The 15,517-nt window shown below is 56.8% G+C and carries 13 protein-coding genes; 7 read left to right on the forward strand and 6 right to left on the reverse strand.

Annotation, left to right across the window (positions count from 1 at the left end):
- Nucleotides 1-8 precede the first annotated feature (8 nt).
- Together fadD1 and V7747_RS11940 are read right to left on the reverse strand one after the other, a co-directional pair.
- Nucleotides 9-1,694, reverse strand: a complete 1,686-nt coding sequence (gene fadD1, locus V7747_RS11935; protein WP_335616248.1) for a long-chain-fatty-acid--CoA ligase FadD1 — start codon at nt 1,692-1,694, stop codon at nt 9-11.
- Between the two features lie 243 nt (nt 1,695-1,937).
- Entirely contained in the window at nt 1,938-3,626 is a 1,689-nt protein-coding gene (locus V7747_RS11940) for a long-chain-fatty-acid--CoA ligase (RefSeq protein WP_335616249.1), read from the reverse strand.
- Nucleotides 3,627-3,866: 240 nt separating this feature from the next.
- Between V7747_RS11940 and V7747_RS11945 the strand changes: the two genes are divergently transcribed.
- Nucleotides 3,867-4,811 (forward strand): alpha/beta hydrolase, encoded by a 945-nt coding sequence (locus V7747_RS11945; protein WP_335616250.1) that lies wholly within the window; start codon nt 3,867-3,869, stop codon nt 4,809-4,811.
- Nucleotides 4,798-5,265, forward strand: a complete 468-nt coding sequence (locus V7747_RS11950; RefSeq protein ID WP_335616251.1) for a MaoC/PaaZ C-terminal domain-containing protein — start codon at nt 4,798-4,800, stop codon at nt 5,263-5,265. The genes V7747_RS11945 and V7747_RS11950 overlap by 14 nt, the downstream gene beginning before the upstream one ends.
- Nucleotides 5,266-5,310: 45 nt before the next feature.
- On the opposite strand, the gene V7747_RS11955 is transcribed toward V7747_RS11950, so the two are convergent.
- The 3 genes from V7747_RS11955 to V7747_RS11965 all read right to left on the reverse strand — a co-directional run bounded on the left by V7747_RS11955 (nt 5,311) and on the right by V7747_RS11965 (nt 8,721).
- Nucleotides 5,311-6,489, reverse strand: coding sequence for a vWA domain-containing protein (locus tag V7747_RS11955; RefSeq protein WP_092283847.1), 1,179 nt, complete (start codon nt 6,487-6,489; stop codon nt 5,311-5,313).
- 139 nt (nt 6,490-6,628) lie between these two features.
- A complete protein-coding gene (locus V7747_RS11960) occupies nt 6,629-7,474 on the reverse strand; it encodes an AAA family ATPase (RefSeq protein WP_092283849.1) in 846 nt (281 codons plus the stop codon).
- A 176-nt stretch (nt 7,475-7,650) separates the two neighbouring features.
- The gene (locus V7747_RS11965) at nt 7,651-8,721 is read right to left on the reverse strand and encodes a DUF748 domain-containing protein (RefSeq protein WP_335616252.1); all 1,071 of its coding nucleotides are present in this window, start codon (nt 8,719-8,721) and stop codon (nt 7,651-7,653) included.
- A 124-nt stretch (nt 8,722-8,845) separates the two neighbouring features.
- Here V7747_RS11965 and cysK point away from each other — a divergent pair, with 124 nt between their 5' ends.
- The 4 genes from cysK (at nt 8,846) to V7747_RS11985 (ending at nt 12,996) form a co-directional block, all read left to right on the forward strand.
- Nucleotides 8,846-9,820, forward strand: coding sequence for a cysteine synthase A (gene cysK, locus V7747_RS11970; RefSeq protein WP_335616253.1), 975 nt, complete (start codon nt 8,846-8,848; stop codon nt 9,818-9,820).
- 114 nt (nt 9,821-9,934) lie between these two features.
- Complete coding sequence (gene aceK, locus V7747_RS11975) at nt 9,935-11,650, forward strand: bifunctional isocitrate dehydrogenase kinase/phosphatase (protein ID WP_335616254.1); 1,716 nt, start codon at nt 9,935-9,937, stop codon at nt 11,648-11,650.
- A 283-nt stretch (nt 11,651-11,933) separates the two neighbouring features.
- Nucleotides 11,934-12,140 (forward strand): cold-shock protein, encoded by a 207-nt coding sequence (locus V7747_RS11980; protein WP_036989629.1) that lies wholly within the window; start codon nt 11,934-11,936, stop codon nt 12,138-12,140.
- A gap of 274 nt (nt 12,141-12,414) precedes the next feature.
- Entirely contained in the window at nt 12,415-12,996 is a 582-nt protein-coding gene (locus V7747_RS11985) for a TetR/AcrR family transcriptional regulator (protein ID WP_335616255.1), read from the forward strand.
- A gap of 21 nt (nt 12,997-13,017) precedes the next feature.
- Here V7747_RS11985 and V7747_RS11990 read toward each other — a convergent pair whose 3' ends face one another.
- Entirely contained in the window at nt 13,018-13,389 is a 372-nt protein-coding gene (locus tag V7747_RS11990) for an MFS transporter (protein WP_335616256.1), read from the reverse strand.
- A gap of 54 nt (nt 13,390-13,443) precedes the next feature.
- Between V7747_RS11990 and V7747_RS11995 the strand changes: the two genes are divergently transcribed.
- Nucleotides 13,444-15,477, forward strand: a complete 2,034-nt coding sequence (locus V7747_RS11995; RefSeq protein WP_335616257.1) for a S9 family peptidase — start codon at nt 13,444-13,446, stop codon at nt 15,475-15,477.
- The last annotated feature ends 40 nt before the right edge of the window (nt 15,478-15,517 follow it).

Consider the following 15,517-nt stretch of genomic DNA (forward strand, 5'->3'; position numbering starts at 1 on the left):
GCAGGCGATTAACCGGCCAGTTTCTTCAGCTCTTCATCACGCAGTTCACGGCGCAGAATCTTGCCGACATTGGTGGTGGGCAAGCTGTCGCGGAACTCGACGAACTTGGGCACTTTGTACGCGGTCAGGTTGCTGCGCATGTGTTCCTTGACCTGCGCCTCGGTCAGACTGGCATCTGGGCTCTTGACCAGGAAGACCTTGATTGCCTCGCCCGATTTTTCATCCGGCACACCAATCGCAGCGCACTGCGCCACACCCGGAATGGCAGCCATAACATCTTCCAGCTCGTTGGGGTAAACGTTAAATCCGGAGACCAGAATCATGTCTTTCTTGCGATCCACGATGCGCAGGTAGCCGTCTTCCTGAATGATGGCGATATCGCCCGTCTTCAGCCAGCCTTCGGCATCCAGAATCTCGTCGGTGGCTTCCTTACGCTGCCAGTACCCTTTCATGACCTGCGGGCCCTTCACGCACAGCTCGCCGCGCTCGCCCAACGGCAACTCGTTGCCCTCCTCATCAATGATCTTGCACAGCGTCGAGGGGACAGGAATGCCGATAGTACCAAGGCGAATGTCACTGATGGGGTTTACGGTAGCGACCGGGCTGGTTTCGGTCATACCAAAACCTTCACATACCGGGCTGCCGGTGACCTCTTTCCAGCGCTCTGCTGTGGCCAGCTGCAACGCCATACCGCCGGACAGGGTCACCTTGAAGCCGGTGAAATCGAGCGCACGGAAAGCGGCGTTGTTGCACAGGCCGGCAAACAGCGTATTCAGACCTACAAAACCGGTGAAGCGATGCTGCGAGAGCTCTTTGACGAAGGCATCCAGGTCCCGCGGATTGGTGATCAGAATGTTGTGGTTACCGCTGAGCATCATCGCCATGCAATGGAAGGTAAAGGCGTAGATATGGTAGAGCGGCAACGGGCAGATGATCACCTCTTCACCGTCGATCATGTTCGAGCCCATCAGCGCCTTGGCCTGCAGCATGTTGGCCACCAGGTTGCGGTGCGTGAGCATCGCGCCCTTGGCAACCCCTGTGGTGCCGCCGGTGTATTGCAGCACAGCCAGATCTTCGGCGCTGGGCGTAGCCTCAGTGAAGGACAATGCACGGCCTTTGGCCATGGCATCGTTGAACTTGATCATGCCCGGAATGGAATAGGACGGCACCATCTTCTTGACGTGTTTGACCACGGTGTTGACCAGAAACCGCTTCAGCGGCGGCAGCATGTCGCCCACTTCGGTAACAATGACCTGCTTAACGCCGGTCTTTGGCACCACCTGTTCAGCCAGGTGCGCCATATTGGCCAGGCAGACCAGCGCCTTGGCGCCGGAGTCGTTGAACTGGTGCTCCATTTCACGCTGGGTGTACAGCGGGTTGGTGTTCACCACCACGTAACCGGCGCGCATGGCGCCGAATACCACAATCGGGTACTGCAATACGTTGGGCATCTGCACGGCAATGCGGTCGCCGGGTTGCAGACCACTGTGTTTTTGCAGGTAGGCGGCGAAGTGGCCGGACAAGGTGTACATCTCACCGTAGGTGATGGTCTTGCCAAGATTGGTAAAGGCGGGCTTGTTGGCGAAGCGTTGGCAGGACTCTTTGAGCACAGCCAGAATGTTGGGGTATTGATCGGGGTTGATCTCTGAGTCAACGCCCGCTGGATATTTGTCTTTCCAGAAATTCTCAAGCATGAATGCCCGCTCCTGAACGCAGTCGGCCGTGATACGCCGCGCTAATGTCTTATGGTTTTAACGTGCCGATGCACGCATTTCGACGCAGATTTATAAAATATCGTTATTTCTGCGGTCGAAGAGCCGGAAGACTAGCAGCTTTTCAAAGGGCAGACCAGCACCCCGGAATCAGCACCAAGGCGCTGACTACGGGTGTTGGCAAGCGGAATGAGACTGACCGAACAGTCAGCTTTACGAGAGAATCTATTCCTTGTCGCGCAATTCGCGGCGCAGGATTTTACCTACCGCCGACATGGGTAAGGACTCACGCATTTCGTAGTATTTAGGCACCTTGTAACCGGTAAAGTTGGCGCGGCAATAGGCCTTCAATTCATCCACTGTCAGGTCAGGCGAGTTGGCGACGACGAACAGCTTGACCGCCTCACCGGACTTTTCATCCGGCACCCCGATGGCCGCGGCATTAGCGACTTTCGGGTGCGCAGCTACCACATCTTCGATTTCATTGGGATAAACGTTGAAACCCGATACGATAATCAGATCCTTGATGCGATCCACAATGGACACAAAGCCATCGGCATCAATGATTGCGACGTCGCCGGTGTGGAACCAACCCTCGGCATCCAGCACCTCGTCAGTCGCTTCAGGACGATTCCAGTAGCCCTTCATTACCTGAGGCCCTTTTACACAGAGCTCGCCACGTTCGCCGATTCCCAGTTCCTTGCCCTCCTCGTCGATCACCTTCAGCGCTGTGCCAGCCACCGCCAAGCCTACGGAACCGATACGCGCCAGACCATCGCCTGGGCTGGCGGTCACCACTGGTGAGCATTCGGTCAGGCCATAACCTTCACCAATCTTGCAGCCGGTTTTTTTCTCCCAACGCTCAGCAGTAGCCTTCACCAACGCGGTGCCACCGGAGCCGGTACTTTTCAGATGGCTGAAGTCGATATTGGCGAACTCAGGATGATCCATCAGCGCGACAAACAGGGTATTGAGGCCGACCACGGAAGAGAACGGCCACTTCTTCAGCTCAGCCACGAAACCGGGAATGTCGCGCGGATTGGTAATCAGCACGTTGTGATGACCGGCAATCATCATGCACATGCAGTTCACGGTAAACGCAAAGATATGGTATAGCGGCAGCGGCGCAATGATGACCTCACCACTGTCCTTGGTGATCTTGTTGCCGTCCTTATCCAACTGCTGCATGTTGGCGTACACCTGCAGCATGTTGGCCACCAGGTTACCGTGGGTCAGCATCGCGCCCTTGGCCACACCTGTGGTCCCGCCGGTGTACTGCAGCACTGCCACATCGTCCAGGGTCTTGCTGACCGCTGTAGGGCGTTGGCCCTGGCTGCGCTGCAAGGCTTTCTTGAAGGGGATAGCCTGCGGCAGTTGATAGTCCGGCACCATCTTCTTGACATGCTTGACTACCGCGTTGGTGATGACGCCTTTCAACCCTGGCAGCATGTCACCGATTTTGGCCTCAAACAGAAACTCGATGTCGGTATCTGGCAGAACTTCCTGTACCAGATGGCCAAACACGTTCATGAAGATGAGGGCGCGTGCGCCGGAGTCCTTAAACTGGTGACGCATCTCGCGCGCTGTGTACAGCGGATTGGTGTTGACCACAATCAGACCGGCGCGAATGGCACCAAACACGGCAATCGGAAACTGCAGCACGTTGGGCATCTGTACGGCAATGCGGTCACCTGGCTGCAGGCTGGTGTGCTGCTGCAAGTAAGCGGCGAACGCAGCAGAATAGCGATCCAGGTCAGCATAACTGAGGGTCACCCCCATATTGCTGAAGGCCGGGCGATCGCTATGCTTCTGGCAGGCCTGCTGGAAGACATCAATGACCGATGTGTACTGTGCGGGGTCAATGGTAGCCGGGACTCCGGCTGGCCGTTTGTCGTCCCAGAAGGATGCGTCCATTGTTTTTATCCTCTTTCCCGTTAGTGCATTTGTTATAAGCTGAACTGGCGACGGCCAAGCATTGCATAAAGCCTCATGCCAGCGCAGTCACGCAAAGATGCCAAAGCTAACAGCTGCTCTGAAAAATACAAACTGCAGATATGTTTCATTTGGTTTGTGAATACCTTGCACCACCCGCTTGCGGTTAGCACCGACTCTGGTCTGCCGAGATCAATAACAACAATCAGGATAACAGCCCATATGAAAGCCGCCAGCTCCGCCAACCCCACCGACCCTTGCCTTGACCTGCTGCGGCAATGGCACCCGCAAACCCGCTCGCGCGCCAATTTATTGATCTGCCACGGCATGGCTGAACACGGCGGCCGCTATGCGCGCCTGGCCGCCGCCCTCAATGCGCAGGGAGTCAGTGTTTATGCCCCCGATCTGCGCGGCCACGGCCCCGCCGCGGGAGGCGCATTGGGCCAACTGCCTGGCGGCTGGCCCGCCCTGGAAAGCGACCTGCAGCAGTGGCTGAACGCTATTCGCGCACGCGACACTCATGCGCCGCTGATACTGTTGGGGCACAGCATGGGCTCCTATCTGGTTCAGGGATTCCTGCTGCAGCATTCAGCGCTGGTGGACGCGGTCATTCTCAGCGGCAGCAACGCTCATCCGCCGGCGCTCAGCCGAGTGGGCCGCCTGGCCGCTGCGCTGGAGCGCGCGCTGCGCGCCGACACCGCGCCCGCGACGCTACTCGGCAAACTGAGCTTCGGGCAATTCAACAAGGCGTTCACGCCAAATCGCACCGATTATGACTGGCTCAGCCGCGATGCCGACGAAGTCGACGCCTACGTCAACGACCCGTTTTGCGGCTTCACCCTGACCGCCGATTACTGGCATGGACTTTTTACCACGCTGCTGCGTATCGCCGACCCAGAGCAACTGCGCAAGATAAGACCCGATCTGCCGGTCCTGATCATCGGGGGCGATCAGGACCCGGTCAGCGCCGGTGACGGACTGCGTAAACTGCAAAGCCGCTTGCAGCAGGCACAGCTCAAACAGGTAGAATTGCGGCTTTATCCGCAAGCGCGCCATGAAGTGTTCAACGAGACTAACCGCGAGCAAGTCACCCGCGAGACCCTCGACTGGATCATGGCCACTCTTTCACTCGACAGCATAGGGAATCCGGCTGATGAAAATGCTTGAAAACCGCACCTACGACGAACTCAATGTGGGCGACAGCGTCCGTGTCGATCACCTGGTCAAGGAACGCGACCTGATTCTGTTTGCCGAGGTGTCGGGCGACGTTAACCCGGTGCACCTGGACGAAGCCTTTGCCGCCAATACGCCGTTCAAGGGGCGCATCGCCCACGGCATGTTTTCCGGCGCGCTGATCTCGGCGACCATTGCCTGCGAGCTACCAGGCCCCGGCACTATCTACATTGGGCAGGAAATGAGCTTTCTGCGTCCGGTGCGGCTGGACGATACCATCAGCATTGAATTGGAAGTGCTGGAGAAACTGCCGAAAAACCGCGTAAAGATCGCCACCCGCGTGTTCAACCAGGATGGCAAGCAGGTTGTCGACGGCGTCGCCACTGTGATGGCACCTACGGAAAAAACTGCTATTCCGCAGCCCGCGCTGCCGCCGATCAGTTTTTGAACCGGGGGCGTACTGCCCCCCGATCACTGAGTAAATAGCCGTGGGCTATTTACTCAGGTAACGCATCCCTTCTTCCAGGCCTTCCAGCGTCAGCGGATGCATACGGTCCTCAATCAGATCGCGCACGATCTTGGTCGAAGTCGTGTAATCCCAGGCATCGCGCGGGTATGGATTGATCCAGATAAGCTTCTTGTACTTCTCGGTGAAGCGCTGAATCCAGACGTGGCCCGCCTCCTCGTTCCAATGCTCCACACTGCCACCCGGCTGGGTAATCTCGTAGGGCGCCATTGCGGCGTCACCAACAAAAATGACCTTATAGTCCGGGCCATACTTGTGCAGCAGATCCACCGTGGAGGTGCGCTCACTGGTGCGGCGCATATTGTTCTTCCACACCGATTCGTAAATGCAGTTGTGGAAGTAGAAGTACTCCAGGTGCTTGAACTCGGTACGGCAGGCGGAAAACAACTCCTCGCAGACTTTGATGTGCGCATCCATCGAGCCGCCGATATCAAACAGCAGCAGCAACTTGACCGCATTGCGTCGCTCCGGCCGCATCTGAATATTCAGCAAGCCCGCGTCCTTGGCGGTGTGGTCGATAGTACCGTCGATGTCCAGCTCGTCCGCTGCGCCCTGGCGCGCGAACTTGCGCAGACGACGCAGCGCCACCTTGATGTTGCGCGTACCCAGCTCAACCTGATCGTCCAGGTTCTTGTACTCACGCTGATCCCACACCTTGGCCGCCCTGCCCTGGCGCTTACCGGCGTCACCGACGCGGATGCCCTCAGGGTTGTAGCCACCGGAGCCGAACGGACTGGTGCCGCCCGTGCCGATCCATTTATTACCACCCTCGTGACGTTCCTTCTGCTCCTCGAGACGCTTCTTGAACTCCTCGATGAGCTTGTCCAGGCCACCCAGCGACTCGATTTTTGCGCGCTCCTCATCGCTCAGCATGCGCTCGAACTCCTTGCGCAGCCAGTCGTCGGGAATCATTGCTTCAATCAACTGGTCAAGGTTTTCCAGCCCCTTGAAGTAGGCACCGAAGGCACGGTCGAACTTGTCGAAGTGACGCTCGTCCTTGACCATCACTGTGCGTGCCAGATAGTAAAACTCGTCCATGTCGGCAAACACGACATGATGCTTCAATGCGTTGATCAGATCGAGCAGCTCGCGTACCGATACCGGCACCTTGGCTGCACGCATTTCATTGAACAGGCCCAGTAACATGGGCACCTCCCAATCAGGGAAAGACGGCTATGGCGATTTACCCGCCAGCCTGGTTTTCGCCGTTGTACTCTCACGCCGAGGCAAGGCCCGGCGCGAGCGTTCTGCGAATGCACGGCGGGCGTTGGCCAGCCGACCTTCCTTAGCGGTTTTGACGACGGGTCATGAAGGCCAGGCGCTCGAGCAGCTGCACATCCTGCTCGTTTTTCACCAGCGCGCCGTAGAGCGGCGGGATCGCCTTGGTCGGATCACGGTCACGCAGCACCGCCTCGGGGATCTGGTCGGCCATCAGCAGTTTCAGCCAATCAACCAGTTCAGAAGTAGAGGGCTTCTTCTTCAGGCCGGGTACTTTGCGTACATCGAAGAAGATGTCCATGGCTTCAGACAGCAGGTGCGTTTCGATCTTGGGGAAATGCACATCAACGATCTTCTTCATGGTCTCGCGATCAGGGAAGGCGATGTAGTGGAAGAAGCAACGGCGCAGGAAGGCGTCCGGCAGCTCTTTTTCGTTGTTTGAAGTAATGATAATGATCGGGCGTTGCTTGGCCTTGATCGTCTGGTTGGTTTCGTAAACGAAGAACTCCATCTTGTCGAGTTCCTGCAGCAGGTCGTTCGGAAACTCGATGTCGGCCTTGTCGATTTCATCGATCAGCAGAATCGCGCGCTCTTCAGACTCGAACGCCTCCCACAGCTTGCCCTTTTTGATGTAGTTGGCAACGTCATGCACCTTGTCGACGCCCAGCTGGGAGTCACGCAGGCGGCTAACAGCGTCGTACTCGTAAAGTCCCTGATGCGCTTTAGTAGTCGACTTGATGTGCCAGGTAATGAGTTTGGCCCCCATGGATTCGGCCAGTTGCTCGGCCAGCATGGTTTTACCTGTGCCAGGTTCACCCTTGATCAGCAGCGGGCGTTCCAGGGTAATGGCGGCGTTGACCGCCAGTTTCAGGTCGTCGGTGGCGACGTAGGACTGAGTGCCTTCAAACTTCATTGGATATTCCTTGGGCCGAAGCCCGGTTAGACCAGGCGATACGTAGGAGTAAATGGGTAGTCGGAAACTATAGCGTGCGGGCAATTGGACTGTAAACGAAGGTAGGGGATTCAAGATCTGAATGATACGACGTCATTACTATTGGCGAGATCGCACAGCCTAGTTGACTCTAGCGCCTAGCCCTCCTCCTGAATTTGCTCGAATCGCGTGGTGAAAGCCTCGACAAAGGCATTACGCAAAATGCCGAAGAATGCTTGCAAGGGGCTTACATCAGCCTGATCAACGCTGCCAGAAAGCTCTACACGAGTAGCAAACTGATCGAGCTTCTGATTCTGCAGTAACTGCTGTCCACCTCCGACCAGCGCCTCCCAGATACCCCTGAAAAGGCCCTTATCTGCATTTCGCAGATCCTGGTCCATATCAAATACATCAACATTGCGCAGCAAGGGTTTGACGTACCCATTCAGTTGGCTATCCCGCACCTTGGCTTCAATGACCAGATCACCCGTCCCTGCCTTGAAGTCGAAGTTGCCATAGGCCGACGCGAATTCATTGAGCCGCGGCAACTCCAGATCGGTCATGCGCAGGCGGAAATCCAGGTTCTCCATACGCACCAGCGGGTCAAAATTCGCCGACGCCTCGACTGGCGCCTGCCCAAGAAACAACGCCGTACCTTCTGCGGAGGCATCCCGAGCACCCTCTCGCTGCTTGGCGTTGGTCAGATTGAGGACGGTGAGATCAACTTCATTCAGATAAACATTAACCGGCGGCTCTGAGTTGAAATTGCGAAAGGCAATCACGCCCTGATTGATATCGACGCGGTCAAGGCGCACCGGCAGGATGGATTGCACCTTTTCTCGCCAATCGACACCGGTACCGGACTGTTTCTGCTCCTCGCTGTCACCGTCCACAAAGTTGAGCTCCGGTCGGTTTACCTCCATCTCGGCTACCAGCACACCGTCGCTCCAGAAAGGACGCAAGCGAATCTTCACGTTCGTTTCCGGTAACGTCAGGAAGGGAGCCTGTGTATTGCCCTCCTTCTTGACGATGCTCAAGCCCTCCATGCGGTAGGCACCTCGCCAGAGGACGATATCGACGTCCTCAACGTGGCCACGGTAATCGCCCATGTTGGCCATCTTCTTGTTGAGCACGTCCTTCACCACGACTGGCAACAACAGATGAACCGCCAGCAGCAATATGGCCAGCAATACGACAAACCCAAGGAGATAGCGTTTTTTTCCGTTCATGCCTGGTTGACCATTACTCCTCAGCGCAGTTCACCTTGATTGACGGAGATTGCCGCCAGGCATAGGCTGATTGACCTGTATTCGATAGTGACCTACACCTTCTTTGCCTACAAGGAGCTCTCGCATGAGCCGCATTTTCGCAGACAACTCACAGGCCATCGGCAACACGCCTCTGGTCAGAATCAATCGACTAGGCCCCCAGGGCGTAACCATTCTGGCCAAGATTGAAGGCCGTAATCCGGCGTACTCGGTCAAATGTCGAATTGGTGCGAGCATGATCTGGGACGCCGAATCCAGCGGCAGACTGAAAAGCGGCATGACGATAGTCGAACCGACGTCCGGCAACACCGGCATTGGTCTAGCATTCGTTGCGGCGGCGCGTGGTTACAAGCTGGTGTTGACCATGCCGGCCTCGATGAGCCTGGAACGACGCAAGGTACTCAAGGCGCTGGGCGCGGAGCTGGTCCTTACAGAACCGGCCAAGGGCATGAAAGGCGCTATCGAGAAAGCCAACGAACTGGCTGAGCAGAATCCGAATGATTATGTATTGCTGCAGCAGTTCGAGAACCCGGCCAATCCAAGCATTCACGAAAAGACCACCGGCCCGGAAATCTGGCAGGACACCGAAGGCAGCATCGACGTGCTGGTGGCCGGCGTAGGTACCGGCGGCACCATCACCGGGGTTTCCCGCTACATAAAGCAGACCTGCGGCAAGCAGATTCTTTCAGTCGCCGTCGAACCCAGCAGCTCGCCCGTAATCTCCCAGACGCTGGCTGGCGATGACGTCAAGCCCAGCCCGCACAAGATTCAGGGCATCGGCGCTGGCTTCGTGCCTGGCAACCTCGACCTCAGCCAGGTAGATCGTGTAGAACAAGTCAGCGACGAACTCTCCAAGGAAATGGCCCTGCGCCTGATGCGCGAAGAAGGCATTCTTTGCGGCATCTCCTGCGGCGCCGCTATGGCCGCCGCTGTGCGTATTGCCGAAGAGCCCGAGATGCAGGGCAAGACCATCGTGGTGATCCTGCCGGATTCCGGTGAGCGTTACTTGTCTACCATGTTGTTTGCCGACATGTTCAGCGAACAGGAAAACGTGCAGTAATACTCCCCGTCGCCGCGCCTTCGCTGGCGCGGCAACCTGAGCGGTCGCAGCGCTTCCGCATCGCGCGCAGACTGGCTATGCTGCGAGGAAGTTTCCCGCAACAGGCTTGGTTAAATGTCCTACTCCCCCGACCTTATTGTGCAGCACATACTCGACGGCTTTGATCGCTATCGCGCTCAGTTTCACGAGCTTACCGCCGGCGCCCGTGCACGTTTTGAACAGGCCCGCTGGAACGACATTCAGGAAGCGTCCACCCAGCGCATTAACGCTTATGAAGACCAGGTTCAGCGCACCGCCAACGAGCTGGTTTCCTCACCCGCAGGCCCGGCCGTCACCGATGTAAGCAGTTGGCCAGACATCCGCTTGGCCTACATCGCAGCCATTGAAAGCCGCTTCGATGACGAACTGGCGGAGACCTGGTTCAACTCGATTTTCTGCAGTCTGCATCAGCACGACCAGATCAGCGACGACACCATGTTCGTGCACAGCACCCGCCCGCTCTCACGCCCACCGTCACGCAACGCGCTAACGCGCGGATTTATTTCAGATGGCTCACTGGAAAACCTGGCGAGCCAGATACTGCGCGAATTCAGTTTCGATACTCCCTGGGAGGACCTGGAAAGGGATACCCAGATGATCGTTGCCGAGCTGCAGCAAGGCCTTCCCGACTGGGCTCAGATGGATCATGGTTTAACCGTCGAAGTGGTGCAGAGCGTGTTCTACCGCAACAAGGGCGCCTACCTGGTCGGCAGGCTGATCAGCCAGCAGGAGCAATGGCCGTTTGTGTTGCCGCTGCTGCACCGCGAAGGCCGGGGTATCTGCGTCGACACTCTGATTACCGACGAATCCGAGGTCTCGATCATCTTTTCCTTCACGCGTTCCTACTTCATGGTAGAGGCGCCGGTGCCCAGTGAAATGGTCGCTTTTCTCAAGCGCCTGCTTCCCGGCAAGCACATCGCCGAACTGTACACTGCGATCGGCTTTTACAAGCAGGGCAAGTCCGAGTTCTACCGGGCGCTGATTACTCATCTGGCCAATAGCGATGACCGCTTCATAATGGCCCCTGGCGTGCGCGGTATGGTGATGAGCGTATTCACCCTGCCCGGCTTTAACACCGTGTTCAAGATCATCAAGGACAAGTTTGCTCCATCCAAGAACATTGACCGTGCGACCGTCATCGAAAAATACCGACTGGTTAAACGCCATGATCGCGTTGGGCGTATGGCAGACACCCAAGAGTTTGCCGACTTCCGCTTTCCCCGCGAGCGCTTTGACCCTGATTGCTTGAACGAGCTGCTGGAAGTAGCGCCCTCGACTGTAGTGGAAGAAGGCGATGTAATTCTGATTCGACACTGCTGGACCGAGCGCCGCATGACGCCGCTCAACATTTATCTGGAGAGCGCCAGCGAAGCCCAGACCGAAGAAGCCCTGTTCGATTACGGCAAATCCATCAAGGAGCTGGCTGCTGCAAACATCTTCCCAGGCGACATGTTGCTGAAAAACTTTGGCGTAACCCGCCATGGCCGAGTGGTGTTTTATGACTACGACGAGATCAGCTATCTCACCGAAGTTAACTTTCGGGTCATCCCCGAGGCGATGTACCCAGAACAGGAAATGTCATCTGAACCCTGGTATTCGGTTGCGCCCAACGATGTTTTCCCTGAAGAATTTCCGGTCTTTCTGTTTGCCGACATCAACCACCGCCGGCTCTTTTTCAAAATGCATGGAGACTTGTTCGACGCCAGCTATTGGAAGGGTCTGCAACGGCAGATAGAGGACGGACAGGTGATTGATGTCTACCCGTATCGGCGGACCCAGCCCGCAGACTGAAACAAAGCTTTTGGGGCCATGCAAAAAATCCGACGAAAGGCGTGTTATTTCTGGAAACTGTCGTATACTGAATTTCGTTTATTCGAGCCTGACAGTGGTTGTCAACACAGCTTGACTTGTACTACTGAAAGGCGCAGAGTGAGCGCGTAGGTTTTCAAGAGATAGAGTTGTAGGCTGCAAGCGCACTTTTCAGTACGTAAGTTTGTCATTCTCGTAATCTTTGATTCCCACGCTTTAATTGAGTGCAAGCTCAAGTATTTCAATTTGATAGGAATTATCTGAAATGGCAACTGGTACAGTTAAGTGGTTCAACGACACTAAAGGTTTCGGCTTCATCACTCCAGATGGCGGTGGAGACGACCTGTTCGCCCACTTCTCCGAAATCAAGGTTCAGGGCTTCAAGTCTCTGGCCGAGAACCAGAAGGTGTCTTTCGACATCACTACTGGTCCTAAGGGCAAGCAAGCTGCAAACATTCAGATCATCGGCTAATCCCGATCTCTGAACCAAAAAACCCGGCCTATGCCGGGTTTTTTGTTGCCTGAATTTGCTCCCGCCGCAGGTCACCACCACAGGAAAAATTGCTCGCCTCAGGTCGCCGTACATCGTACCCTATGGCGCATGTACCAGAGGCCCCGGTAGCCATGCAATCGCCCGTGCGGGCGGCGCACGCCATACCTACCCCGCAACACCAGGCCTCGTTTTCCGCTGCCAGCAGTCTCTTGCGTGCCGGCAACGTCGATTATCTTCACAAGGGGGTTTACCAGTGGACACCAAGGGTAGCAGCCAGAGCCCGGAAACAATCAAGGTCACCATTTTCCGTGCAGCAGAAGCCATCGTCAGTGAGCTGGGTGCATCGCAACTGACCTTTGAAACGCTCAGTGCCCGCAGCGAAATCGCCGAGTCCGATATCAAGGCCCTATTCCCTGACCGTGAAGCGCTCCTCACCGCGATGATCGAGTACAGACTGGAGCGTTTCCGCGTACGCTGGGGTGCTTACGAAAGTGTCCTGCCCGATGAACCTATGCGCGAGCTAAAGGCCCTCCTGCTCAGCAATATGAGCGAATCGAGTGAAGAGAAGAACCTCGACTCCGCCATTTTCGCCGCAGCGGCGAGTAACCCTGCCTTGCTGCAAACCAGTGCAGACAACGTTGAAGGGCTGTTTGATATTCTGGAGAAGTCGCCGCTGGGATTGGCTCAGGCCAGCATTCTGTTTTTCTCTGTCCGCGGCTATCGCCTGTTCGAGCAGTTAGGCATGTGTCCGATGACCGATGCACAGCGCACCGAGTTTCAAGAGCAGATCATGCGCCTGGCGCGCATAATGAACGAGCAGCGCAGCGGCGAGTAATCGCCGCCTAAACAGAGGGTATCAGGTGTCGGAAACAGCGGGCTCGTCTTGTTTGCGCCAATGGTGATATAACGCGCGCAAACCGACAAAGACCAGATACACAGCGAACGCCAATGTCATGACAAGACTGAGTTCACCCAGCATGCGCGCTTGGTTGTCGCCCGTATCCAGCAATGTGTCTAACAGGTAAATCAGAAACGCCGGAGCCTGCCAACCTGCGCCCACTTCTGCTTCGGTGGGAGTGAATAACAGCACTGCCATGATGATCCACAGCGGCTCGTGGATAAACCACCACTTGATCAACCCGGTCAGCTGCCACCAAACCAACCAGCAACCCGCGGCCGCAGCCAGATAGACCAGCCATACGGTTTGGTATTCTGATTCATTGAACATCGACAGTTATCCACTCGGCTACAATACGCGGCCCATCATAACGGTTTTTTGCCCATGCGTCCTGATCACAACCAGCCTATAGCCCGCCGCCAGAACGGTGCCGATCCTTACGCCTGGCTAGAGCAGCGCGACGCGGCGGATGTGCTTGCCTACCTGCACGAAGAAAACACATACACCGACCTCTGGCTCGAGCCCCAACGGGCTTTAAAGCAACAATTGTTCGAAGAAATACGTGGCCGTATTCGCGAGACCGATCTGGGCCTGCCCAGCCCTCGTGGGCCTTGGCTCTATTACCAACGCACAGAAGCTGGCGCAGAGTACCCGCGCTTTTACCGCTGCCAACGGCCGACGCCGCCAAGCCTCGCCATCGACGAGTCGAGCGAGCAATTGCTGCTGGACCTGAACCAACTGGCCACAGAGCACGAATTCCTTCAACTGGGCGACTTCAGCGTCAGCCCGGATCACAACTGGCTTGCTTATAGTCTCGATACCCAAGGCAACGAGACCTATAGACTGTTTCAGCGCTCACTCACCGACCTGAGCACTGAAGAGCTGGCACTTGATGAGGCAGACGGCAGCCTGTGTTGGGCACTGGACAGCAAAACCTTGTTTGCCGTCAGCATGGATGAGACATCGCGCCCTGCTACCCTGTGGCGACTGCAATCCGGGGTAGCGCCGGCGCAGGTCTTTCATGAGCCCGACCAGCGTTTCTATCTGGGTGTGTACCGCAGTAGTTCAGATCAGTTTATCTGTATCAGCAGTACCAGCAAGAACACCAGCGAAGTGCACTTTCTGTCCGCCGCGGAACCCGAAGCAGTGCCCCGCTGCCTCGCTGACCGAGAGAGCGGACACGAATACGATGCCGATCATGGAACCGAGGGCTTCATGATTCGCAGCAACCGACTTGGAGAGACGTTCGGTCTGTACCGCTGCGTACCTGAGCTGCCGGGAATCAGTAACTGGGAGCTGATTACCGCACCGGATGCCGAGCGTACGCTGGAAGAAGTCAGCCTGCAGAGTACCGCCTTGGTGTTGCAGTATCGTAACCAGGCTTTGACCGAATTGGAGGTCCGCCCGGTTGCTGCGCCGCCCTACACCCTGAGCATGCCCGATGCCGTGTACAGCCTGGGCGTGCAAAGCGGCGAGGAGTACAGCAGCCCGCAAATCCGATTGCGCTACGAGTCACTCAACCGCCCCGCTGAGATAAGGGCATTGACGCTCGTTAATGGTGAACAGCAGGTACTCAAGCAGACGCCGGTAGAGGGCGAGTTCAACGCCGAGGATTATCTGGTCGAGCGCCGCTGGGCCACCGCCGCTGACGGTACGCGCGTGCCAATCAGCCTCATCGGTCACCGCGAGACGCAAGGGCCTGCACCGCTGTACTTATATGGTTACGGCTCCTATGGCGCCTCCATGGACCCCTGGTTTTCCCACGCACGCCTGTCGCTATTGCAGCGCGGCTGGCGCTTCGCCATAGCACACGTTCGTGGAGGCGCAGATATGGGCGAGCACTGGTATCAACAGGGCAAGCTGGAGCACAAGGAAAATAGCTTTACCGACTTTATCGCCTGTGCCGAGGAGCTGATCCGCGAGAAGGTTACCCGACCGCAACTGCTGGTAATCGCGGGTGGCAGTGCCGGAGGGCTACTGATAGGTAACGTAGTCAATCAGCGGCCGGAGCTTTTTGCCGCAGCGGTGGCCGATGTGCCCTTTGTCGATGTTTGGAACACCATGAACAACCCTGACCTGCCTTTGACTGTGGGCGAGTACGAGGAATGGGGGAATCCAAACGAGCCTGCAGTGGCGGAGCTTATCAAGCGCTACGCGCCTTATGAAAACGTCACCCAGCAGCCCTACCCTGCGCTATGGGTTACCGCCGGTTACCACGATGTGCGGGTCCAGTACTGGGAGGCGGCCAAGTGGGTTGCCAAACTGCGTCATATGCGCAGCAATGAGAACCCCTTGCTACTGCGTACGCAGATGAGCGCCGGCCACGGTGGAGCCAGCGGGCGCTATCAAGCGATGCGTGAACTAGCGGAAGAGTACGCCTTTGTGCTCACGGTAGTGCCTTCCGCCCCAACGGCCTGACCTAGCCGCAGTCAAAGAAAAACCGAACCCGTTGCCGGGT

This window comes from Halopseudomonas sp., from assembly GCF_036960865.1.
In the GTDB taxonomy this organism is placed as follows: domain Bacteria; phylum Pseudomonadota; class Gammaproteobacteria; order Pseudomonadales; family Pseudomonadaceae; genus Halopseudomonas.

Excerpts from the sequence above, each read along its gene's own strand:
- fadD1 (WP_335616248.1), bottom strand. The coding sequence starts at position 1,694 with ATGCTTGAGAATTTCTGGAAAGACAAATATCCAGCGGGCGTTGACTCA.
- V7747_RS11940 (WP_335616249.1), bottom strand. The coding sequence starts at position 3,626 with ATGGACGCATCCTTCTGGGACGACAAACGGCCAGCCGGAGTCCCGGCT.
- V7747_RS11945 (WP_335616250.1), top strand. The coding sequence starts at position 3,867 with ATGAAAGCCGCCAGCTCCGCCAACCCCACCGACCCTTGCCTTGACCTG.
- V7747_RS11950 (WP_335616251.1), top strand. The coding sequence starts at position 4,798 with ATGAAAATGCTTGAAAACCGCACCTACGACGAACTCAATGTGGGCGAC.
- V7747_RS11955 (WP_092283847.1), bottom strand. The coding sequence starts at position 6,489 with ATGTTACTGGGCCTGTTCAATGAAATGCGTGCAGCCAAGGTGCCGGTA.
- V7747_RS11960 (WP_092283849.1), bottom strand. The coding sequence starts at position 7,474 with ATGAAGTTTGAAGGCACTCAGTCCTACGTCGCCACCGACGACCTGAAA.
- V7747_RS11965 (WP_335616252.1), bottom strand. The coding sequence starts at position 8,721 with ATGAACGGAAAAAAACGCTATCTCCTTGGGTTTGTCGTATTGCTGGCC.
- cysK (WP_335616253.1), top strand. The coding sequence starts at position 8,846 with ATGAGCCGCATTTTCGCAGACAACTCACAGGCCATCGGCAACACGCCT.
- aceK (WP_335616254.1), top strand. The coding sequence starts at position 9,935 with ATGTCCTACTCCCCCGACCTTATTGTGCAGCACATACTCGACGGCTTT.
- V7747_RS11980 (WP_036989629.1), top strand. The coding sequence starts at position 11,934 with ATGGCAACTGGTACAGTTAAGTGGTTCAACGACACTAAAGGTTTCGGC.
- V7747_RS11990 (WP_335616256.1), bottom strand. The coding sequence starts at position 13,389 with ATGTTCAATGAATCAGAATACCAAACCGTATGGCTGGTCTATCTGGCT.
- V7747_RS11995 (WP_335616257.1), top strand. The coding sequence starts at position 13,444 with ATGCGTCCTGATCACAACCAGCCTATAGCCCGCCGCCAGAACGGTGCC.